At 69.0% G+C, this 24,831-nt stretch carries 31 protein-coding genes and 2 pseudogenes; 24 read left to right on the top strand and 9 right to left on the bottom strand.

The genetic code is table 11. From position 1 onward, the window contains the following. The first annotated feature begins 24 nt into the window (after positions 1-24). The 3 genes from VGP60_RS16770 (at position 25) to VGP60_RS16780 (ending at position 4,247) form a co-directional block, all read left to right on the top strand. Positions 25-471, top strand: coding sequence for a nitroreductase family deazaflavin-dependent oxidoreductase (locus VGP60_RS16770; RefSeq protein ID WP_327548938.1), 447 nt, complete (start codon positions 25-27; stop codon positions 469-471). Between the two features lie 90 nt (positions 472-561). After that, positions 562-3,183, top strand: a complete 2,622-nt coding sequence (locus VGP60_RS16775; protein ID WP_327548939.1) for a DEAD/DEAH box helicase — start codon at positions 562-564, stop codon at positions 3,181-3,183. Then, positions 3,180-4,247: an SWIM zinc finger family protein gene (locus VGP60_RS16780; RefSeq protein ID WP_327548940.1), complete on the top strand. Its 1,068-nt coding sequence runs from the start codon at positions 3,180-3,182 to the stop codon at positions 4,245-4,247. Before VGP60_RS16775 ends, VGP60_RS16780 begins: the two co-directional genes overlap by 4 nt. Before the next feature lie 203 nt (positions 4,248-4,450). Here VGP60_RS16780 and VGP60_RS16785 read toward each other — a convergent pair whose 3' ends face one another. From VGP60_RS16785 to VGP60_RS16795, 3 genes are read right to left on the bottom strand one after another with little or no spacing between them, the layout of a single operon-like run. Then, positions 4,451-5,032, bottom strand: a complete 582-nt coding sequence (locus VGP60_RS16785) for a DUF4865 family protein (protein ID WP_327548968.1) — start codon at positions 5,030-5,032, stop codon at positions 4,451-4,453. Positions 5,033-5,050: 18 nt separating this feature from the next. Next, positions 5,051-5,605 (bottom strand): TetR/AcrR family transcriptional regulator, encoded by a 555-nt coding sequence (locus tag VGP60_RS16790; protein ID WP_327548941.1) that lies wholly within the window; start codon positions 5,603-5,605, stop codon positions 5,051-5,053. A 25-nt stretch (positions 5,606-5,630) separates the two neighbouring features. Beyond that, positions 5,631-6,380 (bottom strand): hypothetical protein, encoded by a 750-nt coding sequence (locus VGP60_RS16795; RefSeq protein ID WP_327548942.1) that lies wholly within the window; start codon positions 6,378-6,380, stop codon positions 5,631-5,633. A gap of 77 nt (positions 6,381-6,457) precedes the next feature. Here VGP60_RS16795 and VGP60_RS16800 point away from each other — a divergent pair, with 77 nt between their 5' ends. From VGP60_RS16800 to VGP60_RS16830, 7 genes are all read left to right on the top strand, one after another. Next, positions 6,458-6,928 (top strand): DUF6518 family protein, encoded by a 471-nt coding sequence (locus tag VGP60_RS16800; protein ID WP_327548943.1) that lies wholly within the window; start codon positions 6,458-6,460, stop codon positions 6,926-6,928. Continuing rightward, on the top strand, positions 6,925-7,089 hold the full coding sequence (locus tag VGP60_RS16805; protein WP_327548944.1) for a hypothetical protein: 165 nt from the start codon (positions 6,925-6,927) through the stop codon (positions 7,087-7,089). Before VGP60_RS16800 ends, VGP60_RS16805 begins: the two co-directional genes overlap by 4 nt. Positions 7,090-7,101: 12 nt before the next feature. Then, positions 7,102-7,623 (top strand): GNAT family N-acetyltransferase, encoded by a 522-nt coding sequence (locus tag VGP60_RS16810; RefSeq protein WP_327548945.1) that lies wholly within the window; start codon positions 7,102-7,104, stop codon positions 7,621-7,623. A gap of 38 nt (positions 7,624-7,661) precedes the next feature. Then, positions 7,662-8,006 carry a metalloregulator ArsR/SmtB family transcription factor gene (locus tag VGP60_RS16815; protein WP_327548946.1) on the top strand — a complete coding sequence of 115 codons (345 nt, stop codon included), beginning with the start codon at positions 7,662-7,664 and terminating at the stop codon, positions 8,004-8,006. Further along, positions 8,003-8,575 (top strand): SRPBCC family protein, encoded by a 573-nt coding sequence (locus VGP60_RS16820; RefSeq protein WP_327548947.1) that lies wholly within the window; start codon positions 8,003-8,005, stop codon positions 8,573-8,575. Before VGP60_RS16815 ends, VGP60_RS16820 begins: the two co-directional genes overlap by 4 nt. Positions 8,576-8,666: 91 nt before the next feature. Beyond that, entirely contained in the window at positions 8,667-9,104 is a 438-nt protein-coding gene (locus VGP60_RS16825; RefSeq protein ID WP_327548948.1) for a helix-turn-helix domain-containing protein, read from the top strand. Continuing rightward, a complete protein-coding gene (locus VGP60_RS16830; protein ID WP_327548949.1) occupies positions 9,101-9,958 on the top strand; it encodes an alpha/beta fold hydrolase in 858 nt (285 codons plus the stop codon). The genes VGP60_RS16825 and VGP60_RS16830 overlap by 4 nt, the downstream gene beginning before the upstream one ends. Here VGP60_RS16830 and VGP60_RS16835 read toward each other — a convergent pair. Further along, positions 9,934-10,218, bottom strand: coding sequence for a DUF3626 domain-containing protein (locus VGP60_RS16835; RefSeq protein ID WP_327548950.1), 285 nt, complete (start codon positions 10,216-10,218; stop codon positions 9,934-9,936). The genes VGP60_RS16830 and VGP60_RS16835 overlap by 25 nt on opposite strands. Before the next feature lie 35 nt (positions 10,219-10,253). On the opposite strand from VGP60_RS16835, the pseudogene VGP60_RS16840 reads away from it, so the two are divergent. Further along, positions 10,254-10,624, top strand: a pseudogene (locus VGP60_RS16840) (VOC family protein). Here VGP60_RS16840 and VGP60_RS16845 read toward each other — a convergent pair. After that, a complete protein-coding gene (locus tag VGP60_RS16845; protein ID WP_327548951.1) occupies positions 10,608-11,036 on the bottom strand; it encodes a protein-tyrosine phosphatase family protein in 429 nt (142 codons plus the stop codon). The pseudogene VGP60_RS16840 and the gene VGP60_RS16845 sit on opposite strands and share 17 nt — an antisense overlap. 196 nt (positions 11,037-11,232) lie before the next feature. Here VGP60_RS16845 and VGP60_RS16850 point away from each other — a divergent pair, with 196 nt between their 5' ends. Together VGP60_RS16850 and VGP60_RS16855 are read left to right on the top strand one after the other, a co-directional pair. Next, positions 11,233-12,024: a putative protein N(5)-glutamine methyltransferase gene (locus tag VGP60_RS16850; protein WP_327548952.1), complete on the top strand. Its 792-nt coding sequence runs from the start codon at positions 11,233-11,235 to the stop codon at positions 12,022-12,024. A gap of 58 nt (positions 12,025-12,082) precedes the next feature. Beyond that, positions 12,083-12,679 (top strand): annotated as a pseudogene (locus tag VGP60_RS16855) (sigma-70 family RNA polymerase sigma factor); the annotation flags it as partial. A gap of 19 nt (positions 12,680-12,698) precedes the next feature. On the opposite strand, the gene VGP60_RS16860 reads toward VGP60_RS16855, so the two are convergent. Then, positions 12,699-13,094, bottom strand: coding sequence for a helix-turn-helix domain-containing protein (locus tag VGP60_RS16860; RefSeq protein ID WP_327548953.1), 396 nt, complete (start codon positions 13,092-13,094; stop codon positions 12,699-12,701). 88 nt (positions 13,095-13,182) lie between these two features. Between VGP60_RS16860 and VGP60_RS16865 the strand changes: the two genes are divergently transcribed. The 4 genes from VGP60_RS16865 to VGP60_RS16880 are packed head-to-tail and all read left to right on the top strand — an operon-like array spanning position 13,183 to position 16,296. Further along, positions 13,183-13,983 carry an NAD(P)H-binding protein gene (locus VGP60_RS16865; RefSeq protein ID WP_327548954.1) on the top strand — a complete coding sequence of 267 codons (801 nt, stop codon included), beginning with the start codon at positions 13,183-13,185 and terminating at the stop codon, positions 13,981-13,983. A gap of 15 nt (positions 13,984-13,998) precedes the next feature. Beyond that, positions 13,999-14,859 carry a haloalkane dehalogenase gene (locus VGP60_RS16870; RefSeq protein ID WP_327548955.1) on the top strand — a complete coding sequence of 287 codons (861 nt, stop codon included), beginning with the start codon at positions 13,999-14,001 and terminating at the stop codon, positions 14,857-14,859. Between the two features lie 13 nt (positions 14,860-14,872). After that, positions 14,873-15,646, top strand: a complete 774-nt coding sequence (locus tag VGP60_RS16875; RefSeq protein ID WP_327548956.1) for a class I SAM-dependent methyltransferase — start codon at positions 14,873-14,875, stop codon at positions 15,644-15,646. Then, on the top strand, positions 15,643-16,296 hold the full coding sequence (locus VGP60_RS16880) for a class I SAM-dependent methyltransferase (RefSeq protein WP_327548957.1): 654 nt from the start codon (positions 15,643-15,645) through the stop codon (positions 16,294-16,296). Before VGP60_RS16875 ends, VGP60_RS16880 begins: the two co-directional genes overlap by 4 nt. Positions 16,297-16,299: 3 nt before the next feature. Here VGP60_RS16880 and VGP60_RS16885 read toward each other — a convergent pair whose 3' ends face one another. Both VGP60_RS16885 and VGP60_RS16890 read right to left on the bottom strand, forming a co-directional pair. Further along, the gene (locus VGP60_RS16885; protein ID WP_327548958.1) at positions 16,300-16,716 is read right to left on the bottom strand and encodes a hypothetical protein; all 417 of its coding nucleotides are present in this window, start codon (positions 16,714-16,716) and stop codon (positions 16,300-16,302) included. Between the two features lie 5 nt (positions 16,717-16,721). Beyond that, complete coding sequence (locus tag VGP60_RS16890) at positions 16,722-17,801, bottom strand: hypothetical protein (protein WP_327548959.1); 1,080 nt, start codon at positions 17,799-17,801, stop codon at positions 16,722-16,724. Positions 17,802-17,953: 152 nt separating this feature from the next. Here VGP60_RS16890 and VGP60_RS16895 point away from each other — a divergent pair, with 152 nt between their 5' ends. The 5 genes from VGP60_RS16895 to VGP60_RS16915 all read left to right on the top strand — a co-directional run bounded on the left by VGP60_RS16895 (position 17,954) and on the right by VGP60_RS16915 (position 23,094). Then, entirely contained in the window at positions 17,954-18,361 is a 408-nt protein-coding gene (locus VGP60_RS16895; RefSeq protein ID WP_327548960.1) for a YciI family protein, read from the top strand. 28 nt (positions 18,362-18,389) lie between these two features. After that, on the top strand, positions 18,390-19,535 hold the full coding sequence (locus VGP60_RS16900) for an RNA polymerase sigma factor (protein WP_327548961.1): 1,146 nt from the start codon (positions 18,390-18,392) through the stop codon (positions 19,533-19,535). A gap of 614 nt (positions 19,536-20,149) precedes the next feature. After that, positions 20,150-21,106 (top strand): tyrosine-type recombinase/integrase, encoded by a 957-nt coding sequence (locus tag VGP60_RS16905; RefSeq protein WP_414640363.1) that lies wholly within the window; start codon positions 20,150-20,152, stop codon positions 21,104-21,106. A gap of 97 nt (positions 21,107-21,203) precedes the next feature. Then, entirely contained in the window at positions 21,204-21,923 is a 720-nt protein-coding gene (locus tag VGP60_RS16910; protein ID WP_327548963.1) for a TetR/AcrR family transcriptional regulator C-terminal domain-containing protein, read from the top strand. A gap of 22 nt (positions 21,924-21,945) precedes the next feature. After that, positions 21,946-23,094, top strand: coding sequence for an NAD(P)/FAD-dependent oxidoreductase (locus VGP60_RS16915; protein ID WP_327548964.1), 1,149 nt, complete (start codon positions 21,946-21,948; stop codon positions 23,092-23,094). 128 nt (positions 23,095-23,222) lie between these two features. Here the strand turns inward: VGP60_RS16915 and VGP60_RS16920 are convergent, their stop codons facing one another. After that, positions 23,223-23,555, bottom strand: a complete 333-nt coding sequence (locus VGP60_RS16920; protein WP_327548969.1) for a hypothetical protein — start codon at positions 23,553-23,555, stop codon at positions 23,223-23,225. A 117-nt stretch (positions 23,556-23,672) separates the two neighbouring features. On the opposite strand from VGP60_RS16920, the gene VGP60_RS16925 reads away from it, so the two are divergent. Then, positions 23,673-24,458: a glycerophosphodiester phosphodiesterase gene (locus VGP60_RS16925; RefSeq protein ID WP_327548965.1), complete on the top strand. Its 786-nt coding sequence runs from the start codon at positions 23,673-23,675 to the stop codon at positions 24,456-24,458. 86 nt (positions 24,459-24,544) lie between these two features. Further along, the coding region (locus VGP60_RS16930) for a helix-turn-helix transcriptional regulator (RefSeq protein ID WP_327548966.1) at positions 24,545-24,831 on the top strand (287 nt) is incomplete at its 3' end.

The raw sequence follows: 24,831 nt of genomic DNA on the forward strand, positions 1-24,831 counted from the left end.
CCCCTCGACATCAAGGAGAACCGTATGAGCGAGACCCGCACACCGCCGCGCTGGCTGAAGCCGATGAACAAGGTGTTCGTCACCCTGCAGCGCAGCGGTCTGAAGCTGGGCGGGATGCACGTGCTCACTATCGTCGGCAGGCGCAGCGGCAAGCCGCGCGCCACACCGATCTCGGTGATGGACTTCGAGGGCGAGCGGTACGTCGTCGGCGGGTTCCCCGGCGCGGACTGGGTCAAGAACGCCCGTGCCGCGAGCGAGGGGACGCTGTCGTGCGGCCGGAGGCGTGAGCAGGTGAAGCTGGTCGAGCTGACCGTGGAGGAAGCACGTCCGGTGCTGCGGGCGTTCCCGGTCATCACCCCCTCGGGAGTGTCGATCATGAAGGACGCGGGTGTGGTGAGTTCTGATTCGCCGGACGAGTTCGAGGCGCTCGCCGGGATCTGCGCCGTCTTCCGCTTCGACCCGCTCACCTAGGCAAACCTGACACCATGGTTGCGTTGGATGCGACCATGGTGGCTTTTCAAGCACGGGCGCGCGGGGCGGGAGTAAGAGGAGACTGTGGGGATGACTGGGGAAGACGCGGCCGCGCTGGTGCGCTGTGCCGTGCGGTTCGAGCAGGGGGATCCGCCGCGGACGGGCGGGCTGGTGTTCGGTGGCACCGAGGAAACGCGGCTGTCGATCGCCGACGCGATTCCCGTGCTCGTACTGGCCACGCGGGACGACCACGCCCATCCGACGGCGGCGTTCTGGGGACAGGCCGTGCTCGTCGCGCTGGACCTGGTGGCGCGCGGGCGGATCCTGCCCGGGGTGTCGCCGGGGGACTTCGACGCGTGGCGGATCGGTCCCCTCGACCAGGACGACCTCACCCGTATCCACGCCCTCGACCCGTCCGGCCCGGTGCGGCCGTTCCTCGACGCCGTCGCCGACGAGCTGCCCCGCACCCCGGCCGCGACACTGGCCACGGGGACGTCGGCGTTCGCAGCTCCGGCACCGCAACGCGTGCCGGAGCTGCGTGGCTGGGCGGAGGAACTCGCGGCCGGGGTGGACTCCGGGGTCCGCATCTCGCTGCGGGTCGAAATCTCCGGCGACGACTATTTCGGCGGGGACTTCCGCGCGGTGCTGCAGTGTCACAGCCTGGCCGACCCGGCGCAGGTGGTCGACGCGAGCGAGTTGTGGGCGGGCTCGGTCCATCACCTCGGTCCGCAGGCCAGGGTCGACGCGCTGCTCGCGGTGCGCCGGGCGGCGAGGGTGTGGGCGCCGCTGGAAAGGCTGCTCAACGCCGCTGTGCCGGACGAGCTCACCCTCGCCGACGCCGAGGTCGACGAACTGCTGGACGAAGCGTCTCCGAGGCTCGCCGCGATCGGCGTCGTCGTGCACTGGCCGAAGGAGCTGACCCGCGAGCTCAAGGCCCACGGTGTGGTCGGTTCGGGCGAGTCGGTGCCGTCGTTCTTCGGTGACGGTGCCTTGCTGGGCTTCAACTGGCAGCTGGCGCTGGGCGACGATCCGCTGACCGCGGCCGAGATGGACAAGCTCGCGGAGGCCACGCGGCCGGTGGTGCGGCTGCGCGACCGCTGGATGCTCGTCGACCCGGCGCTGGCGCGCAAGGCCCGGGACCGCTCGCTCAAACCACTCACGGCCCTCGACGCGCTCACCGCGGCGCTGACGGGATCCGCGGACGTCGACGGTGAGCAGGTCGAGGTCGTCTCGAGCGGCTGGCTCGACACCGTCCGCCGTCAGCTCGCCGAACCCGCGAGCGACACCGTGCCCGCCGCACCGGCCGCACTCGACGCGACACTGCGGGATTACCAGCTCCGCGGGCTGCAGTGGCTGGTGAAGATGACATCGCTGGGGCTGAACGGCTGCCTCGCCGACGACATGGGGCTCGGCAAGACGATCACGCTGATCGCGTTGCACCTGCATCGCCAGGAGACCGGGGCCGAGGGGCCGACGCTCGTCGTCTGCCCGGCATCGCTGCTGGGCAACTGGGAACGCGAGATCCGCCGGTTCGCGCCGGGAACCGCGGTGCGCCGCTTCCACGGCACCGAACGCTCACTCGACGACGCCGGTGACGGGTTCGTGCTGACGACGTACGGCACCATGCGCGTCGACACCGCGCGGCTCGGTGACGTCGAGTGGGGACTCGTGGTCGCCGATGAGGCCCAGCACGTGAAGAACCCGCGGTCGAGCACGGCGAAGGCGTTGCGGAAGATCCCCGGCGCGACACGGATCGCGCTGACCGGCACACCGGTGGAGAACAACCTGTCGGAGCTGTGGGCGATCCTCGACTGGACCACGCCGGGCCTTCTCGGCACACTCGGCGAGTTCCGGACGCGCTGGGCGGAGCCGATCGAGGCGAACCACTCCAGTGAAGCCGGCGAGCGGCTGTCCCGGCTCGTGCGGCCGTTTTTGTTGCGGCGTAAGAAAACCGACCCGGGAATCGCGCCGGAGCTGCCGCCGAAGACCGAGACGGATCGCCCGGTGTCGCTGACCCAGGAGCAGGCGGGGCTCTACGAGGCCGTCGTGCGCGAGACGTTGGCCGAGATCGCCGGGAGCGACGGGATGGCCCGGCGTGGCCTGATCATGAAACTGCTGACCGCGCTGCGGCAGATCTGCAACCATCCGGCGCAGTACCTCAAGGACCAGCGCGCCACCGCGGACCGGTCGGGCAAGCTCGAGCTGCTCGACGAGCTGCTGGACACGATCCTCGCCGAGGACGGCGCGGTGCTGGTGTTCACCCAGTACGTCGTCATGGCGAAGCTGATGGAGCGCCATTTCGCCGACCGCGGGATCCCGACCCAGCTGCTGCACGGCGGCACGCCGATCCCGCAGCGCGAAACCATGGTCCGGCGGTTCCAGGACGGCGAAGTCCCCGTTTTCCTGCTGTCGTTGAAGGCGGCGGGCACCGGGCTGAACCTGACGCGGGCCGATCACGTCGTGCACTACGACCGCTGGTGGAACCCGGCCGTGGAGGACCAGGCGACCGACCGCGCGTACCGGATCGGCCAGACCCGGCCCGTCCAGGTGCACCGGCTCATCGCCGAGGGCACGCTCGAGGAGCAGATCGCCACCCTGCTGGAAGGCAAGCGCCACCTCGCCGACGCCGTACTCGGCACGGGCGAGGCCGCGCTGACCGAGCTGTCCAACGAGGAGCTCGCGGACCTCGTCGCACTGAGGAGCCACCGATGACCGACCGAGTCCGCGGGTTTCCCGCCTTCGCCGCCGCCAAGCGCGGCCGCGGCACCTTCGCCCGGTCGTGGTGGGGCAAGGCGTGGATCAAGGCGCTGGAGGACACCGCGCTGGCCCAGCAGCCACTCAAGAACGGCCGCCGGTACGCCTACGCCGGGCGCGTCGGCACCATCACGGTCAGCCCGGGGCGGCTCGCGGCGATGGTCGACGGCGGCCCGGAGGGCACCTTCCGCACAGTGGTGTCCGTGCCGCAGCTGACCGACGTCGAATGGACGCGGTTCCTCGACCGGGTCACCTCACGCGCCGGGCACATCGCGGCGCTGCTCGACAAGGACATGCCGCACGACCTGGTCGACGCCGCCGAGGACGCCGGGATCCAGCTGCTGCCGGGGATCGGCGACCTGGAACCCGACTGCGACTGCCCGGACTGGGAACTTCCGTGCCAGCACGCGGCGGCGCTGTGTTATCAGGCGTCGTGGCTGCTGGACGCCGACCCGTTCGTGCTGTTGCTGCTGCGAGGGCGCGGGGAGCGTGAGCTGCTCGACGAGCTGCACGTCCGCAAGGCGCCGACCGCGATGGCGGGGATAGCGCCGGACGTCATCGCCGCGCTTGTAGCGAACGCCGCCGACCGGGCGCGTGACCACCTCGCCGGTGTCGCGCTGCCGCACGGGATGCGGGAGGACACCGTGCGGATGGCCGCCACCCAGGCGGACACCCAGGTCGTCAGGCGGTTGCGCACGGACCAAGGACCGGAGTTCGACCGCGCGGCGCGGGCGTGGTTCTACGGCGGCGCCGAAGGCCTGGCTGTGCTGGACACGCCGTGGACACCGCCGAAGAAGGCGATGACCCGGGCCCGGTTCGCGTGGGCGGACGCGTGGCCCGGCGAGGACCTTCCCGCGCTCGAGGTGTCGAAGAACCGTTGCACGGCGAGCGGTTATCACCTGCAGCTGCGCCTGGGCAGGGACGGCCGGTGGTACCCGTACCGCGAGGAGGCCGGGGAATGGTGGCCGGCGGGCCAGCCGGACGCCGATCCGGCGACGGTGTTCGGCAGGCAACTGGCGTGAGGTGTCTCGCGCGATAGAGACCGCCATCTGTCGACAGATGGCGGTTGGTGACGCTGGAAGGTCGTGCGATCGCTCGGTGCGGTTGTCTCAGGCGGTGACTGTTGATCCGGCCTCTGACAAGTGGGAGCGGCGAGGCAAGCGCCCTGATGTGGCGGCTGGACGTCAGCCAGTACTTCCACGCCATGCGCACTCGGTCCTGAAGATCAGGCCTGCCAATGCCTGCCCCGCGGGAGGTCGGCGACTTCCGGGGTCGAGAGGTGCAGGATCTGGTAGCGCGTTCCCGCGGACTCGGGCGCGGTGTCCTCCCACAACGTGAAGTGGATCAGTTCCCAGCCGCGGGGGTCGACGGCCAGCGCGGTGGAGTGGACGCCGTCGGCGGCGGCGCGCTGCCGCAGGTCGTCGAGCGCCTCCTCGATCCTGGTCGCGGGGTCGGTGTCCGGCGGGATGGTTTCGCTGCGACGGCTGGAGGTGCGGGGGAGTGCGGCCGCGGCGGGTCCGTCCTCGAACGCCAGGCCCGTCCAGTGCTGCACCGAGGGGCGGCCGAACGAGTCGATGATGCCGCGGAAACCGTTGCCCCATAAGAAGGTGTTCATCCCGGCGAGGTTCCGCCAGAGGTAGAACGGCGAGTACTGGTTGACCGTCGAGCCGTCCACGCCGCGTTCGCGGATTCCGTAGGCCTTGAGCCCGAGACCGGGGAAGGTGTCGAGCAGCGCGCCTTTCGTGGCGACGCGGTGCCGGATGATGCCCATGTCGTAGTCGGCGGGCAGGGTGATCTCGTACTGCATCGCGTGCACGGGTTCTCCTCAGTGGGTGCGCAGCAGCGCCAGCGCGCCGGTGATGGCCTGGTCGAACGGCTCCGCCGAGCCCGCGGCACGAGCCAGGACGTAGCCGCCCTGCAAGACCGCGACGAGCGTCGTGGCGGTGTCGGCCGGGTCGAGACCCGCGAGTTCGCCGTGGTGCTGCCCCTCGGCGATCACCTCGGCCAGCCGCCCGCGCAGCCACGCGAAGGTCTCGTCCACCGGCGCGCGCAGTTCGGGACTGTCGACGACCTCGGGGTCCTGTGACAGCCCGCCGATCGGACAGCCGCGCAGGACGTCCCGCTCGCGGCGCAGGTACGCGGTGATCCGCTCGACGGCCGTGCCGGGCTCGGCGAACTGGGCCTCGGCCTTGGCGCGCATCTCGTCGGCGGTGCGGCGCATCGCGGCGAGCGCGAGAGCGGGCTTCCCGGCGAAATGGTGGTACATGCTGCCCTGCCCGGCTCCCGCACGCTGCTGGATCATCTTCGGGCTGGTGCCGACGTAGCCGCGTTCCCAGAGCAGTTCGCGGGTGCTCTCGATCAGGCGGTCCGGGGTGGTCATAGCTGTACATACTAGTAGGTACAGCTTAGTCCGCTTCCACGAAGGGCTCCCCGCACTCGCCGCAGGAGATCGCGCCCAGGTCGAACACGGACCGCGCGGCGCGGATGCGCCGGGGTTTCTCGCAGCGGCAGACCGCGGCGATGTAGTTGTTGCCGCCCTTGTGGGCGCCGCGGCCGTCGACCGGGCCGAGGTTGACCGGCGCCGGGGCGGGCGCTTCGGGGTCCTCGCGGCTGGTTGCCGATGGCTCCGGGCGTGTGAATGCCTGTTGGGCGACCTCGGTTTCGGTGTGCCGCCAGACGGTCAGCGCCGCGTCGAGTGCGTCGAGCCGGTCGCGGTAGGCCGCGGCCGTGGCGGCGGGGACGGTGGTGGCCGACCAGCCGTTGCGGTCCTCTTTGGACACCGTGATGCCCATTTCCCGCGCCAGCTCCGCGAACCGCTTGTTGTGGTAGCGCCCGTCGCTGACGTCGACGATGTCGCGGGTGACGGCCAGGCCGTGGGCCGCTTCGTGCAGGGTGGTGCCGAGGATTTCCGATGCCGGGCGCCGGAGGCCTTCGGCGCCGAGGAAGAACTCCGCGCGAGGATCCTGGTCTTCGCCGACATGCCAGCGCGAGCGGGCGAAATGCCCGTGGATCTCTGTGGTGGTGCCCATCGTGCCCGACGCGATCACGAGCACGGCCTCGGGCACATCGGCGTGGCGGCGTCGGATCTCGGCCCACAACTGTTCGACTGCGTGCATGACGCGGGTGGTGGGCCCCAGTTCGGCGAAGACCGGCATGCCTCAACCTACCGCTTAAGCGGTAAAGCCCAGACCTGGGCGCGGGTACCGACCACGGATAGGCCACTATCGGCGCGGTGACTCAGATCCGTGCCGACGCCGGGATACGACATCTGCTGCTCGCCGCGGGGCTCGGCGTCGCCGCCGGGATTTTCGTGGCCTGGGCCTATTACACGACCGGTATCCGCGATCTCGCGCACAGCTTCACCATCTGGGCCGGGCTACTGGTCGCCGTCTCGGCGCGCCGCGAGCCGAAACAGGCGGCGACGGCGTCGGTCGTCGCACTGATCGCCGGCGTGCTCTGTTTCTACTTCGGCCGGGACGTCATCTACGACCTGAAGTACCCCGCCAGTTCCTACGGCGTCGACCCGGACACGGTGATCCTGTGGTGCGTACTGGCGGTGGTCGCCGGTGTCGTGCTGGGGGTCGCGTTCTCCCGGATCGGGCGCGAGGACTGGCCGGGGGCGATCACCACCGCGCGGGCGCGGCCGGGCTGCTGCTCGCCGACACGTACCGGAAGTCCCAGTGCACGGTCGACGTCGGCATGATCGTCGCGACCTGCCTGGCGTTGCTCGTCATCGCCGTCTCCGCACACCGGAGCCGGGCGCAGCTGCGCAAAGTGGTGATTCTGCTGATCCCCGGGATGCTCGCGGGCTACGTTCTGGTGTCGGCGCCGGACGTGCTCGAAGAAATAGTCCGCTTCCTCTAGGAGTCACCCGCGTTGGAACATCCCGCTGAGCTCCTCACCCGCGGCCCGGTCCGGCTGCGCCGCTGGCGTGCCGACGACGTCGACCTCGTGCACCGGGTCGTCGCCGAGTCGCTGCCGCATCTGCGGCCGTGGCTGAAATGGGCGACGGACTCCTACGACCGTGACGCGGCCGCGGAGTTCCTGGCGCAGTCCCGGGATCGCTGGGCCTCCGGCAAGGCCTACGGGTACGCGATCACCGAGGACGGCGTGGTGGCCGGGTCGTGCGCGCTGATGCGGCCGCCCATCGGGGGTGTGCTGCAGCTCGGGTACTGGCTGCATCCCGCGCACACCGGCCGGGGCCTGGCGACGATCGCGTCGTCGCTGCTCGTCGAGCAGGCGGCGCTGCTGCCCGGGATCACGCGGGTGGAGATCTGGCACGACGTGACGAATGTTGCCAGTGAAGCGGTACCCCGGCGTCTCGGTTTCGTCGAGATGGCCAGGCAGAGCATCCGCGGCGAGGCCGGGACCGACGTCGTCTGGGAGCTCAAGCTTTAGCCTTGACTTATATAAGTAGCGCCTTTTAGTATTGCCCGGTGCACGCGTTCGATGTCCTCGGCGACCCGGTCCGCCGCCGCATCCTGGAACTGCTCGCCGACGGCGAACTGGCCGCCGGCGACGTCAGCGCGGTCGTCCAGCGGGAGTTCGGGATCTCCCAGCCGGGTGTGTCCCAGCATCTGCGAGTGCTGCGCGACAACGGGTTCACCACCGTCCGCGCGGAGGGCACCCGCCGCCTTTACTCCGTCGACCCCGCGCCATTGCGGGAGATCGACCTCTGGCTGGAGCACTACCGCAGGTTCTGGACCCCGCACCTCGACGCACTGGCCACCGAACTGGCTCGCGGCAAACGCGAGCGGCGACTCAAAGGAGAAACCCCATGAGTGACACCTCCGACCCCATCGCGGACACCGGGCGCGAGTTGCGTGACCACGACAGCGGACTCAAGGTCCTGGCGATCCGCCGGGTGTACAACGCCGACGTCGACGATGTCTGGGACGCGCTCACCGACCCTGAAAGACTCGCCCGCTGGTTCCTGCCGATCACCGGGGACCTGCACGTCGGCGGCCGCTACAGCCTGGAAGGCAACGCCAGCGGCGAGATCGTGCGCTGCGAGAAGCCCCGCGAGATCGGGCTGACCTGGGAGTTCGGCGGCGGCACCAGCGACGTGCTGCTCATGCTGACCCCCGAGGGCGACACCACGGTCTTCACCCTCGAGCACTCCCCGGTGCCGCCCGAGATCATCGTCAACGCCGGGCCGGACATGTGGGGCCTGGGCGCCGGCTGGGAAATGGGCCTGACCGCCTTGGGGGACTACCTCGGCGGCAGGCTGCGCGAGGGAACCTCGGCCGAGTGGATCGCCAATTCCACTCCCGAGGAGCTCATGGCCGCGGGTCAGCTCGCCGGTCGGATCAGCGACGCCTGGGCGGCCGTGATCACAGCCAAGAACTGAAGGTGTCCGATTTTTCCTCTATCCTTCCCTAAGGGGACGTGTCTAAAGTGCTTTTAGCGCACTTCGGCGCACCTCCTCTTAGGAAACGGACATGTCTCAGCAGCTGTATTCGGTCGACGAGGTCGCGAACCTCCTCGGCCTCCACGTACGCACGGTGCGCAACTACGTCCGCGAAGGCCGCCTCAAGGCGACCCGCATCGGCAAGCAGTACCGCATCTCCCACGAAGACCTCGAAGAACTGACCGGCGGGCAGCTCGAACCGCCCGTCCGCGTGACGGCGAGCCGCGAACGCCACGCCGAGGTCTCCAGCATCGTGCAGATCGACGCCATCGGCCCGGACGACGTCCACCGCCTCGCGACCTTGCTCATGGCCGCCACCTCTCACCGTGGGGCCGAGGACGAACCCCTGCATATCGAGACCTCCTACGACGAGGTCCGCGGCCGGTTGAAGGTCATCCTGCTCGGCTCGCCGTCCGACACCGCGAAGCTGCTCCAGATGGTCGACCTCGTGATCGGAGCGGACCGATGAGCGCCGTCTACAAGACCGAAGCCGGTGGCCGCGAGGTCGAGCGGCGCTACCGCGAGCTCCTTGAGCATTGGCCCACTCCCCATGAGCAGCTGCGGATCCCGACCCGTGAGGGTGAGACCTTCGTCGTCGTGTCCGGCCCGGAGTCCGCGCCACCGCTGCTGCTCCTGCACGGCGCGGGCGGCAACGCGTTGACGTGGGCGAGCGCCGTCCCGAGCCTGGCACAGCATTTCAGGATGTACGTCGTCGACGTGATCGGCGAGCCCGGCCTGAGCTCGCCCTCTCGTCCGCCGCTGGACACCGAGGAGCACATGCTGTGGCTCGACGACGTCATGGACGGACTCGGCCTGGCGAGCGCGCCGATGGTCGGCGTGTCGCTCGGTGGCCTGCTCGCGCTGGACTACGCGACACGCCGCCCGGACCGCGTCGAACGGCTGGCGCTGCTCAATCCCGCGGGTGTCGGCAAGTTCAAGACCGCGATCCTGGTCAAGCTCCTGTTCCTCGGCATGCTCGGCGACTGGGGGTTGCGCCGGAAACTGCTCGTCGCCGGCGGTGCCGAGCTGGGTGAGTCGACCGCGGCCGAGTTCGTCATGCTCGTGTTCAAGCACTTCAAGCCCCGCCTCGAGCCGGTCCCGCTCTTCGACGAGGACACGTTGCGCGGCCTCAGGATTCCTACGCTGGTGCTGCTCGGTGCGCGCGACGCCATGATCGACGCCCGCGGCACTCAGCGCCGTTTCGAGCACGCCGTACCGCACGCCGAAGTCGTTGTCCTGCCCGAGGCCGGGCACTTCATCGGTGGCGAAGCGCCGCCGATCCTGGACTTCCTGCGCGCTCAGAACCCAAAACGCGCGAGGTAGTGCCAGACCCGCTTGAGCGCCTGCTCGTCGTGGCGGCCGGTGCGGGACGCGTCGCCGAGGATCTCCGGATCCAGGTGCCCGTCCCGCGCCAGCGTCGCGCCGAGCTCGACATACTCCGGCCCGCGGTAGGTGGGATGACGTCGTAACTCCTCGACGGAGAGCCGGAAACCGCCGTGCCACTCGACCGGGCAGGGCAGCTCGCGCGCGTCACGCTCGACGTCGGTGCCACGGTAACAGGGGTCGAGTACCAGCGCCTCCACATCGATTCGCCACCGTCTCGTACTTCACCGACGACATGACCGAAGCGACACGCTGGTACACCGAGCTACTCGGCGTCGAGCCGTACTTCCAGCGCCCCTGGACGGCCCGCCCGCCTACGTCGAGTTCCGCGTCGGCGACTACCAGCACGAACTCGGCCTCATCGACAGCCGCTACGCACCGCACAGCACCGCGAACGGCCCCGCCGGCGCCGTCCTGTTCTGGCACGTCGACGACATCCACGCCACCCTCGGCAAGCTCATCTCCCTGGGCGCCAAGGAACACGAACCGATCACCCCGCGCGAAGCCGGGTTCGTCACCGCGTCCGTCGTCGACCCGTTCGGCAACATCCTCGGCATCATGTACAACCCGCACTACCTGGACATCCTGGCTACGAAAACGCCATGACCCACCGGCGCTGCCACGGCGTCTCCACGGCCCGCGGGTGGTAGTTCGCCCGCACCCACCCGACCGCGTCGGCCGGATCCACCCCGCCCAGCACGGCCAGACACGCGACGACCGTGCCCGTCCGGCCGACGCCACCACCACAGGCGACCTCGACAGCCCGCCCGGCCAGCGTGTGCTCATGCAGCGCACCGATCTTCGCGACAGCGTCCGCGCGGTCGCGGGGGAGGAGGAAGTCCGGCCACTCGACCCACTCGTGCGGCCACGTCAGCCCGGCGTCGTACTCACGGCGCATCCGCCGGCTGCCCAGATACAGGCCATGGTCGGGGACACCCACCGGTGCGGGCCGACGCAGTCCTCTGCCACGAATCCAGCCACCGTCCGGCAACCGGATCGCCCCGGGAAGTTCGCTCATGCCCCATCTTCCCGAATCCCGCCGACGAGCCACCATCGGCCCGCGCTAGGCTGGGCTCTCCAGCAGTGGACGTACCGAGGAGGTGAGACCCATTACCGCTGACACAAGCGGGGTGCTCTCACCTCATGGCCGTGCGGTCCGCCCGGCGTAGGTGAGCCGTGAGAGCCCCCTTCGGTATCCCGAAAGGCTCGCTCTCATGACCGTCTCCCCGTCCGTGCTCACCTCCACCTTGATCGTCACCAGGCTGCGCGCCGCCGGCTGTGTCTACGCCGAAGACGAAGCGCAACTGCTCATCACCACCGCCACCACCCCGGCCGAACTCGACGACATGGTCGACCGCCGCCTCGCGGGCCTGCCCCTGGAACACGTCCTGGGCTGGGCGGAGTTCTGCGGCCTCCGGATCACCGTGGAGGCGGGCGTGTTCGTGCCCCGCCGCCGCACCGAGTTCCTCGTCCACCAAGCCGCCGCCCTCGCCCCGCCGGGAGCCGTCGTCGTCGACCTCTGCTGCGGCTCGGGCGCGGTCGGCGCCGCGCTCGCCGCGACACTGGACCGCACCGAACTCCACGCCGCCGACATCGACCCCGCCGCCGTCCGCTGCGCCCGCGACAACATCCCCGCCGCACTCGGCCACGTGTACGAAGGCGACCTCTACGCACCACTGCCCGCCACCCTCCGCGGTCGCGTCGACATCCTCGCCGTCAACGCGCCCTACGTCCCCACCGAAGCGATCGGCCTGATGCCCCCGGAAGCCCGCCTGCACGAACCCCGGGTCGCCCTCGACGGCGGCGCCGACGGCCTCGACGTCCAACGACGCGTCGCCGCCGAAGCCACCCAGTGGCTCGCCCCGGGCGGGCACCTGCTGATCGAAACCAGCGAACGCCAGGCCGCGAGCACCGCGGAAACCTTCGCCCGCAACGGATTGAGCCCCCGGATCACCAGCTCCGACGAGCTCGACGCCACCATCGTCATCGGCACCCTGCACCACTAGTCACATTCTCCCGGGCCCGTTCGTCACTGCTACGAACGGACGACAGACCACCACGAGAGAATGCGCCGTCCAGGAAGGCTGGCTCCGCCTCAGCCGCGCCGACACCAGCGACGTCGAGAACCTCGCCGGCTGGCTGACCACCGTCGTCGGCCGCGTCTGCCTGGACATGCTGCGCTCTCGACGGACACGCCGCGAAGAACCCCTCGAGTACGGCGTCTCCGAGCCGATCGACGGAGCCGACCCGGAGCACGAAGCCGTCCTGGCCGACTCCGTCGGTCTCGCCCTGCTCGTCGTCCTCGAAACCCTCGCCCCCGCCGAGCGGCTCGCGTTCGTCCTGCACGACATGTTCGCCATGCCCTTCGACGAGATCGCCCCGATCGTCGGCCGCTCCACGACAGCGGCACGCCAGCTCGCCAGCCGCGCCCGCCGCCGCGTCCAAGGCGCCCCCGCGGTCCCCGACGTCGAACGTCAGCGCGAAGTCGTCGACGCCTTCCTCGCCGCCTCCCGCGGGGGAGACTTCGCCGCACTCGTCGCCGTCCTCGACCCCGACGTCGTGCTCCGCGCCGACAGCGTCGCCATGAACAGGATCACCGGCATCACCGTGCTCGCCGACCCCGACACCCTCCACGGACTCGAACTGGCCGCGCTCAGCTGACCTCGTCAACTGGCCGCGCTCAGCTGACCTCGTCGAACTCCGCCTGCACGGCCAGGATGTCCAGTACGTTGCCCCGGATCCAGCCGAACAGCTCCGCCAGCGGCTCGCTCGTGCCCTTGCCCAGCGGAGTCAGCCCGTAGGTCACCCGGGGCGGCGTGGCCGGCTCCACCGCGCGCCAGACCAGGCCGTCCCGGACCAGTGTGCGCAGCGTCTGGGAGAGCATCTTCTCGCTGATCCCCTCGATGCTCTGCCGCAGCTCGAAGAACCGCAGCGCGTTCGGCCGCAAGGCGATCAGGACCCACACGCCCCACCGGCTTGTGACGTGGTCGAGCACCGTGCGCGCCGGGCAGTCGGTGTGAAACACCTCATAGCCACCCGCGGTCTCCTGGGCTGTGGGCTGCGTCCATTCCGGCATGCCGGGACCTTACTTCAAGGTACGTCCTTACCAAAAGTAAGCCTGATTCCTACTGTCCATGGAGACCGAACACCATGGGGAGCAGCACATGATCGCAGTAACCGGAGCGGCCGGAAACGTCGGACGACCACTCGTCCAGACACTGACCCAGGCAGGCGAAGAGGTCACCGCCCTTTCCCGGCGCCCGTCCGACACCCACCGGCAAGCCGACCTCACCGACCCCGACAGCCTCGAAACCGCGTTCGAAGGCGCCGACGCCCTCTTCCTCCTGTGCCTCGGCGACAACCCGCGCGCCATCCTCGACGCCGCCAAAGCCAGGGGAGTGGGACTGGTCGTCCTGCTGTCTTCGATCGGCGCCCGCACCCGGCCCGACGCCTACCCACAGCCGCGAGCGTTCGAAAACGCCGTCCGGCAATCCGGCCTCGACTGGACGATCCTGCGCCCAGGAGGCTTCTACACCAACACCTTCGGGTGGGCCGACACGATCCGCGCACACCACACGGCGCCAGCCCCCTTCGGCGACATCCGGATCCCCACGCTCGACCCGGCCGACATCGCCGCCGTCGCGGCCACCGTACTGCGGGAACCAGGACACACCGGCCGCACCTACGAACTCACCGGCCCGGCCCCGATCTCCCCACGCGAACAAGCCCACACGATCGGCGACGCACTCGGCACCCCCGTCCGCTTCGTCGAGCAAACCCGCGACCAAGCCCGCGCCGACATGCTGCGATTCATGCCCGAACCGGTCGCCGACGCCACCCTCGCCGTCCTCGGCGACCCGACAGCCGACGAACAACGCGTCAGCCCCGACATCGAACACCTCCTCGGCCGCCCACCTCGCACCTTCGCCCAGTGGGCCACCCAGAACACCGCCGCCTTCAGCTGACCAGGAAGAACCACCATGCCCACCGCACCCGTCCTCGGCTCCACCATCCACTACCAAGAACTCGGCACCGGCGCCCCGATCGTCTTCCTCCACGGAAACCCGACCTCGTCCTACCTCTGGCGCAACATCCTGCCCGCCGTCGGCGACCCCGGCCGACGCCTCGCCCCCGACCTCATCGGCATGGGGGAGTCCGGCAAACCGGACATCGACTACACCTTCGACGACCACTCCCGCTACCTCGACGCCTGGTTCGACGCACTCGGCCTCGACAACGTCGCCCTCGTCGGCCACGACTGGGGCGGCACACTCGCCTTCGACTGGGCCGCCCGCCACCCGAACCGCGTCCGCGGCGTCGCGTTCACCGAAACCATCGTGAAACCCATGACCTGGCAGGAATTCCCCGAAGGCGGCCGCCCGCTGTTCGAAGCGATCCGGACCAAGGGAGTAGGCGAAACGATGATCCTCGACGACAACGTCTTCATCGAACAAGGCCTGCCCGCCACCGTCGTCACCACGCTCACCCAAGAAGACCTCGACGCCTACCGCAAGCCGTACCCCACCAGGGAAAGCCGCCGGCCACTGCTGCAATGGCCCCGCGCCATGCCACTGGACGGCGACCCCGCCGACGTCGTCGCCCGGATCACCGCCTACGACGCCTGGCTCGCCACCAGCACCGACATCCCCAAACTGTTCCTCACCTTCGAACCCGGCGTCGGCACGATGATGACCCCCGACATGATCGACTGGTGCACCACGCACATCGCGAACCTCGAAGTCGAGAAACACGGACTCGCCGGGCACCACACCCCCGAAGACCAACCCGACGCGATCGCCGCAACACTGGCGAACTGGATGGACAAACACCACCTGCGCTGACGATCATCGCCAGGTGACCTCGAACGAACTGCACCTCGACCGCGATCGAGCCGAGTCCTTCGGCTCGATCGCCGAGCAGTACGACCGCTACCGCCCCACCTGCGCCCCAGCCCTCATCGACGACCTCGTCGCACTGAACCCGAGTCAGGTGCTCGACGTCGGCTGCGGCACCGGCAGAGTCGCGGCCGCCCTGACCCGGCGCGGCCTGGACGTCCTCGGCGTCGAACTCGACGAACGCATGGCCGAAGTCGCCCGCGGCCACGGCATCCCCGTCGAACTCTCCGCCTTCGAAACCTGGGACGACACCGGACGCCGCTTCGACCTCATCACCTGCAGCGACGCCTGGCACTGGATCGAACCCACCCAAGGCCTCACCAAAGCCGCCGCACTACTGCGCCCCGGCGGCACCTTCGCCCGGCTCTGGAACTACCACCTCCTCGACGACCACGTCGCCGACGCCTTCGACACCGTCTACCGCGAGCACGCCCCCAGCGCCGACCCCCACGCCCGCGGCCCACAGAACATCACCGAACCCTCCACAAAGGACGGCCAATTCGCGCCAGGGGAGACGAAGACCTACCACTGGGAACGCGCACTGACCGCCGACGAATGGATCGGCATGGCCGCCACCTTCAGCGACCACCAACGCCTCGCACCAGAAAGCCTTGCCACGCTTAAGAAAGCACTCCACAAGACCATCGAGGAACTCGGCGGGACCGTGCACGCCCACGGCAGCACCTACGCCATCCTGAGCCAGGGGAGAGGCGCGATACGGTCTACGCCATGACCGAACCCTCCTACCTGAACACCACCCGCATCGCCTACGACACCGTCGCCGCCGACTACGCCGAACTCCTGCGCGACAACCTCGCGGAGAGCCCACTGGACCGCGCGATGCTCGGCGCCTTCGCCGACCGCGTCAAGGCAGACGGAAACGGCGAGGTCGGCGATCTCGGCTGCGGACCCGGCCGCGTGACCGAACACCTACACTCGCTGGGGCTGAACGCGTTCGGCGTCGACCTGTCACCGGGGATGATCGCGGTGGCGCGCAGCATGTATCCCGATCTGCGTTTCGACGAGGGCCTGCTGACGGCGTTGGACATCAAGGATGCCGCACTGGGTGGGGTCGTCGCGTGGTACTCGATCATCCACACGCCACCGGAGCTGCTGCCGAAGATCTTCGCGGAGTTCGCGCGGGTGCTGGCGCCGGGCGGGCAGCTGTTGATGGCGTTCCAGGTCGGCGAAAACGAACGCAGGCACATCCAACAGGCCTACGGCCATGAACTCTCGGCCTACGCGTACCGGCTGTCGCCCGACCACATCACCGACCTGCTGAGCAAGGTCGGGATCGTCGTGGACGCACGACTCGTGCGCGAACCCGGCGAGCTGGAGAAGACCCCGCAGGCCTACCTTTTGGCCCGCAAGACAGGGGAGTAGCCCTTACCCCAGCCAATCCAGGCTGTCGTAGTTGTGGTCGTCGTCCTCGCCGCCCCTGCGGCGGCGAGGCGGCGGAGACACCGGCGGCGCCGGCGGGGCGGCGGGACCGCCATCGGGCACACCGGCACGTTCGTCCTCGGCCAACTGCTCCAGCTTCGCCTCGCCGTTACGCGCCGCGTCCTGCTTCTCGTGCTCGGAAGCCGTGGAATACCACGAACTGAACGCGCGCACGCCACTGCCCAACGCCTCGTCGTACACCCCAGAGGTCACGATCCCACTGGGCGTGAGCCGACCCGCGAGCAAACCCTTCGCCATCTCCGCCAGCTCGGGACTCTTCGTGTTCTCGGCAAGCTTCTGCAGCAACTGACGCCGGTGCCGGGTCAGCCCGGGGGAGAACTCCGCGAAAGGTTCCTCGGTCATGATCCTCATTTCACCGCTGGGTGCTGGTACGAGCCGGGGAGCGGATGGGCCTTGAAGCCGCCCTGGTCACTCATCACCATCAGGATCTCGGCGTGGGCGATCCTGGTGATGTTCTGGACCGTGTCGAACAGCTCGCCGATCTTGCCCCAGGCCTTCGCGACCTGGATGCACTGCCACGCCGCCACCGACCACAGGATGGCGGGAGCGATCACCGTCTCGGCCATGACCCCACCGGCCACGAGCTCGGCGACGATCCAGAACACCTCGTCATAGATGGTCTGCACCAGGGCGCCCGCGACCTCGGAGAACTCCCACACCGCCAGGGCCACCTTGTGGTAGTTGTCCCGCAGCTTCTCGAACGCCTGCTTGTGCTCCTCCAAGGAACCGCTCAGGCGCTGGAAGTACTCCAACGACGCGTTGGCCGCCTTGCCACTCCAAGCCCGAAGAAGGAGCTGGTGGTTGTCCCTGACGTTGACACCGACGTCGCTGCAGAAGAACCCCAGCGAGTTGAACGCGCTGCCACACTTGGCGAACGCCGTCCAGTCACCCGCGATCCACTCGCTGACCTGATCGGCGGGACGCACATGGATGAGGACATCGAGGATTTCCTGGGTCCAATAGCCGGGACTGAAGAAGTTGCTGATCGCGTTCACCACCGCCATCGGATCCTGGAACTCGTCCGGTTCCTTCGGCGGCGAAAGGCGACCTTCCGGAACCATCGTTTCCTGGAGGATGAACGGGCCGACGAAGGTGGGGACGGTCGGCGCGTCTTTCCCGGGATAGGCGTTGTCGAAGCGCTCGGCCTCAGCCTGGTCGGTCGTCTCGTAGTACTTCGCGGCTTCCCGCAACGAAAGCGCGTCTTCCTTGCACACCGCCGTCAACTGCTGGATCGCCGTCTTCACCTGCGATTGCAGGGCGTCGTGCGAGGTGAGGAATTCCGCGATCAGCCCGTCGTCACGGTCGGAGATGCCGAGATTGTCGTTGACGTAGGTCGAGGCGACCTCGGAGTGCTTTTCCTGTTTGTCGAGGATGCCGCCGAACTGCCGGATGAGACCCGGTGACGCCTGGAAACCCAAATCACTCAACCCCCGCGGTAGCCGATCTTGTTCGCGGAGCGTAACAGCGCGCCAAGATGTGCTCGAAAAGAATTTGGCCGAGGATGTCGAGACCGGCCCGGCGGCTCCGTCCCAGGGGCAGAAGCGGCCACCAAGGCCGCACCACACCAAGGAGACCCACCATGGCGAAGTACCTGCTTCTCAAGCACTACCGCGGCGCCCCTGACGCCGTCAACAACGTACCGATGGACCAGTGGACCCCGGGGGAGATCGCGGACCACATGCAGTACATGGGCGACTTCGCCACCCGCCTCGAGGGCACCGGTGAGTACGTCGACGGCCAGGCGCTCTCGCCAGAGGGCACGTTCGTCCGGTACGACGGGGAGGGCCGCCCGCCGGTCACCGACGGGCCCTTCGCGGAGACCAAGGACCTCATCGCCGGCTGGATGGTGATCGACGTCGACACCTACGAGCGCGCGCTCACGCTCGCCGGCGAGCTGTCGGCAGCCCCCGGGGCCGGCGGCAAGCCGATCCACGAGTGGCTTGAGCTGCGCCCGTTCCTGACCGAGCCGCCGACGGTCACGGAGTGACCCGGACCGGCCAGGGCAGAATCAGGTGATGGACGAACTGCTGCTGCGGCAGCTGACTCCCGCCGTGATCGGCGTCCTCGTACATCGCGGAGTCGACTTCGCGACGGCCGAGGACGCCGTGCAGGAGGCACTCATCCAGGCCTCGCTGACCTGGCCGGACCGGCGGCCCGCCGACCCGAAGGGCTGGCTGGTCACGGTCGCCTGGCGCAAGTTCCTCGACGCCCACCGCTCCGAGGCCTCCCGTCGCGACCGTGAGCAGCGGGCCGAGGCCGAGCCACCGCCAGGACCGGCCGAGGCCGCGGACGACACGTTGCAGCTCTTCTTCCTGTGCGCCCACCCGTCGCTGACCCCGGCCTCCGCGGTGGCCCTCACGCTGCGCGCCGTCGGCGGTTTGACGACCCGGCAGATCGCCCAGGCCTACCTCGTGCCGGAGGCGACGATGGCGCAGCGGATCAGCCGGGCCAAACGGACGGTCGGTGGCGTGCGGTTCGAGGAGGCAGGCGACCTGGCGACGGTGCTGCGGGTGCTCTACCTGGTCTTCAACGAGGGCTACACCGGCGACGTCGACCTGGCCGCGGAGGCGATCCGGCTCACCCGGGAGCTGGCGTCGATGACCGAGGACGAGGAGACCGCGGGGCTGCTGGCGTTGATGCTGCTGCACCACGCCCGGCGCCCGGCGCGGACCAGGCACGACGGCAGCCTGGTTCCGCTGAACGAGCAGGACCGTTCCTGCTGGAACACCCGGCTCATCGCCGAGGGCGTCGACGTCCTGCAGACAGCGCTGGGTCGTGACCGACTCGGTGAGTTCCAGGCCCAGGCCGCCATCGCCGCCCTGCACGCCGACGCGCCTCGTGCCGAGGAGACCGACTGGGTGCAGATCGTCAGCTGGTACGACGAGCTGCTCCGGCTCACCGGCAGTCCGGTCGTGCAGCTCAACCGGGCCGTCGCGGTCGGCGAGGCCGATGGGGCACGGGCGGGGCTCGCGGCTTTGGCCACCGTGGACCCTGACCTGCCTCGCCACACCGCGGCGTCGGCATACCTCCACGAGAAGGCGGGCGACCTGCCGGCCGCGGCGAGGTTGTACGCCGACGCCGCCCGGTCCGCCTCCAACCTCGCCGAACGTAACCATCTCACCCGACAGGCGGCACGGCTCAATCACGTGCCGCGGGGGTGAGGCCGCAACTCGTTACTTAACATAATGTAGCTTATCGGCGTTATGCCGACCTGGGGATATCAGCCCAGGAGGGGCCCAGAACCCGCCGATGCGCCAGATTGTTCGCAGTCATCCGTGAAGGCCTCCTTCACGGCGCCTGACGCTGTGAAGGAGGCCTTCACGGACCTTCCACCAAGTAAGACAGCGGCCTGGACTCCCTAGGAGAAGTGCTCGGGAGGTTGACAGATGGGTGCGGCGGGACGTGCTGTGAGTCGACGTTAAAACGTCACAGTGACGAATAAGTCTGGGTAAACGGAGTCTCGGAGAACGTCGATGTTGACCTTGCCGGGCCGCCCACTGGCCCCCGATAGCTTCCTGGCGGGTGGATGGCTGCGGGCAACGCTCTAAGCTGGCACGACGTGCCCGTGTCGGCAAAAGGTCACATAGGGGCAAATCGGGCGGACGGCGAGCCGTTGTCCCCCGAGTGGGCTCAGCCCCTTCTGGACAGGTCTGTCATGCATAATCGCTATTATGCAGCAAACTGCAGAGTGCAAGGGGCGTAATTACTTGCATGCGGCAAGCAACTACCCGTCGCTACTTCCAGGACTGTCGGTGCCGTGCTGTACAAGATCCACATGAAGGTTCTTGAAGCACAGCAGGCGTTCTTCGCCGCTCGCCGACCACGGAAGGACTCCCCGCACACCACCGACGCCTACCGCCGCGACCTGGCGGGCATCACCGCGCTCCTGTCCGACTCCCCCGACGACCTGTCCGTCGAAGATCTCACAGCTCAGGCCCTACGCACGGCCTTCGGAGCCTTCGCCGACGGGCACGCCAAGAGTTCCGTGCTGCGCGCGTGGTCGACCTGGAACCAGTTCCTGACCTTCTGCGTTTCCGACGGCTTGCTGGCCGGGAACCCGATGGGCGCGGTCGCGCGACCGAAGGCCCCTCCCCTGGTTCCGAAGCCACTACGGGGTGAAGATACGCCCGAGCGGCTCCTCACCGCGGCCGCCGGCGGGGCGCGGCAAGCCCGGGATCCCTGGCCAGAACGAGACGTCCTGGTGATCGCGCTCGGGCTGGTCGCGGGCCTGCGGTCGGCCGAGATGCGCACGCTGACGGCCCGTTCGCTCGCCGGGCGGCCGGGCGAGATGCGACTGCACGTCCATGGCAAGGGCAGCCGTGACAGATCGATCCCGGTGCAGCCGGTCATGGAGAAGATCATCGAGGCGTACCTCGAATCCTGCCGGCGCCGGTTCCCGCACGAGCGGTTCGGTCGCTCGACGCCGTTGCTCTTGGATCGCGCGGGCGAGCCGATCGGCCGCGGCGGGCTCGAGTATCTCGTGAAGTCCTGTTATCGGTGGGCCGGGTTGCATGACCGCGTCCCGGTCGGCGCGAACCTCCACGCATTGCGGCACACGTTCGCGACCAGACTCGCCGAGGACGGCGCAACGGCGTCGGAGATCATGACCCTGCTCGGCCACGCCAGCCTCGCCACGAGCCAGAACTACATCGAGGCGACCGGCCGGGAGCAGCGGGCCGCGGTCGCGAGCAACCGCACCTACCAAGCCCTCGACGGCGTACTCGGCTCTTGAGCCCGGGAGCCTCTGGCGGAGACGCTGCTGCGCAGATGAGACGCTAACGAGCGGTGCTCGTAACGAGCGGTGATCGTTCCCCTGCTATCGTTCCGTTATGGCCGAAACCCCTGCACATGTACCGAAGAGCCGGCGCGATCGGCCGGCCAAAGCCCCCCTCAGCCGGGAGGCCATCGTCCAAACCGGGCTCGACCTGCTCGATGGCGGAGGCCTGGCCAACCTGAGCCTGCGCAAGATCGCCACAGTGCTGGACACCGGCTCAGCCTCGCTCTACGTCTACGTGCAGAACCTGCATCATCTCCACGCCCTCATGCTGGACAAGGCGCTCGGCGAGATCGCCGCGCCGGTCACGGATCAGGCTCCGCTCGAGCGGGTCAAGTGGGTCCTGGAGTCCTACCTGCGGATCCTGCTCGCGCGCAAAGGGCTGGCGCAGATCGCCGCGACCACGATGCCCGAGGGCGAGAACTGGATGCGGCTCAACGAGATCCTGCTGGACGGCCTGCTTGAGGCCGGCGTGCTCCCAGAGCGCGCCGCGTGGGGAATCGACCTGCTGTTGCTCCAGATGACGGCGACGGCCGCCGAGAAGAGCGCGTGGGGCGAGCAGGGCGATGTGATCGGCCGCACCGAGCGCACGTATGCGGTGGCTGCCGAAGAGGCCTACCCGCGCCTGCACCAACTCCACGATCTGATCTTCGACGGCCCGGGGCCCCGCCGTCTCGCCTGGTTCGTGGAGGCCTTGCTAGGCGGCATCGCCCACACCCCGCTGCCGGCTAAGCCCACTGCGAAAGAGCCGGGCCGCGCCGCCTCGCAAGCCTGACACAACACCAAGGAGAGCCATCATGACCAACACCCACCACCCCATCCTCGTCGTCGGGGCCGGGCTCGGAGGCCTCGCCCTCGCCCGCGTCCTGCACGTGCATGGCCTCCAGGCCGCCGTCTTCGACCTGGAGGCCGACCGCTACGCCCGCACCCAGGGCGGCATGCTCGACATCCACACCGAAAACGGCCAGGTCGCGCTGCACCACGCCGGACTCACCGACGGGTTCCGTGCGCTGGTGCATCCGGGCGGGGAAAGCGAGCGGGTCCTGGACAAGTCCGGGACGGTCCACTGGGACAACATCGACGACGGCACCGGCGACCGCCCGGAGGTCGACCGCGGGCAGCTGCGCGACCTGCTGATCGACTCACTGCCCGAGGGGACGATCCGGTGGGGCGCCAAGATCACCGCCGCCCGTGCCCTGGGCGACGGCCGGCACGAAGTGACCTTCGCCGACGGCGCCACCGTCACCACCGACCTGCTCGTCGGCGCGGACGGTGCCTGGTCCAAGATCCGGCCGCTGCTCTCCGATGCCCGGCCGGCCTACACCGGTATCTCATTCGTCGAAGCCGACCTGCTCGACGCCGATGCCCGGCACCCGAAGGAGGCCGCCATCGTCGGCGGCGGCGCGCTGTTCGCGCTGGAGGGCGGCAAGGGGTTCCTCGGCCACCGCACGACCAGCGGCACCGCGCACATCTACACCGCGATCCGGACCTCCGAGGATTGGCTGGACACGATCGACTTCAACGACGTCGAGGCCTCGAAGACGAAGGTGCTCGCGGAGTTCGAAGACTGGGATGACAGCTTGAAGGCGCTGGTGGCCAACGCGGACGGCCCACTGGTGCCGCGCAAGATCAACGCACTTCCGGTCGGCCACCGCTGGGACCGGGTCGCGGGCGTGACGCTGCTGGGCGACGCCGCCCACGTGATGTCGCCGTTCGCGGGGGAAGGCGCGAACCTGGCGATGCTGGACGGGGCGCTCCTCGGTCTGGCGATCGCCGAGCACCCCGGCGAAACGGAGAAGGCCCTGGCCGCCTATGAGGCGGCGCTGTTCCCGCGAAGTGCCGTCAAGGCGCGGGAGTCCCTCGAAGGTATCGATCTCTGCTTCAGCGATAAGCCGGTTGATCGGCTCGTCGAGTTGTTCAGCGCCACACCGCCGGACAACGCCTGACCACGCAAGCCCCGTCGATCAGTCGGCGGGGCCTGCGTGGTCAGGCCGCTACTCCTGTGGTGCCCGGCTCTGGTCCATCCCGGGTTTCGTCACCGTGACGGATCTTGCCGGGGTTCCAGGACGGTGATCTAGCGGAGCTGTTCGAGCTCCTTGGCCGCACGGGCGATCTCGTCGGCCAGTTTGCGGAGCTCCTCGCGGTCGGCGCCGTCGTCGGCGGCCGTGACGATGTCCTCGGCGGCGCATCGGAGCTGGAAAAGCCGGTCCTGGAGGGTGGCGATCTCGGTGTCCGACATGACGACGGCGTCTTCAGGGAGGCCGCTGCGCTGGACGGCGGCTCGGCGTTCGTAGGCGCGCTGACGGCAGGACTGGCCGCAATAGCGGCGGCGACGTCCGACGTTGCCGCTCTCGGGAAGCCGGCGTCCACACCATCCACAATGCTTCGGCGCGGCCGGACGCCGCATCGCGACCAGTTCCTCACGGGTCGCCGCGGTCTGCTCCGCCACATCGCTCACGCGGAAGACCCTAGCTGGCCACCAGCTGCTCGTGCCCAGGCCACGCCGAAAGGGCAGACTGAGGGGGTGGCGACCACACACCCATACCTCGCGACCCCACACCCCCGCGCCTTCGCGCACCGCGGGTGGCATCTCGACGAGCTCGACGGGATGGAGAACTCCCTGTCCTCGTTCCGGCGGGCGGTGGCCGAGGGCTACCGGTACGTGGAGACCGACGTGCACGCCACGTCGGACGGCGTGGTCGTGGTGCATCACGACGCCCGGCTGGACCGGACGACGGACGGTACCGGCGTCATCGCGCAGCAGACGTGGGATCAGGTGCGTCACGCGAAGGTCGGCGGCCGCGAGCCGATCGCGCGGCTCGAGGACGTGCTCGAAGAGTTGCCGTCGGCGCATCTGAACATCGACGTGAAGACGGCGTCGGCGGTCGGGCCGTTCCTGCGGACGATCGAGCGGGCCGGGGCGTACGACCGGGTGGCCGCGGCGTCGTTCTCGGATTCGCGGCTGGCGAAGATGCGGAAGCTGGCGGGACCGAGGCTGGTGACGTCGATGGGCCCGCGGTCGGTCGCGGCGATCCTGGCCGGTGGGCGGCTTCCGTTGCTGCACTTGGGTGCTCTCGCTCGTGGCGCGATGGCGCAGGTGCCGGTGCGGCAGGGGAAACTGACCATTGTGGACAAGGCTTTCCTGCTCGCGGCGGACAAGGCGGGTATCGAGGTCCACACGTGGACGATCAACGACGCCGACCAGATGCGGGAGCTGCTCGACCTCGGCGTGCACGGGATCGTGACCGATCGGCCCGATCTGCTGCGCCAGGTTTTGATCGAGCGCAAAGCGTGGCCCACCGTCGCCTGATGCGGGTGCCGCACCGCTGGCGCCGTTGAGGTGAATCCCGGCGTGGCCTATGCCACTGGCAGGTGCAGCGGTTCTAGTGTCGGCGAATGACTGAGGAATCGACGGCGCGACGCCGCGAACTGGGGACCGAACTGAGGCTTCTGCGTAAGAAGCAGAACATGAGCGGACATCATCTGGGGCGGCGGCTGGAGTGGGCGCCGAGCAACATCTCACGGTTGGAGACGGGTGTTCGCCCGTTGCCGCTGGTGGATGTGGCGGTGTTCCTGGCGTCCTGCGGGGCGAGCAAGGACGAACGGGAGCGACTACTGGCTCTCGCCGCATCGACCGAGGATCTTTACTGGGTGCGACCGTATTTCGACAAACTGACCGATCC

This window comes from Amycolatopsis sp., from assembly GCF_036008905.1.
Taxonomy (GTDB): domain Bacteria; phylum Actinomycetota; class Actinomycetes; order Mycobacteriales; family Pseudonocardiaceae; genus Amycolatopsis.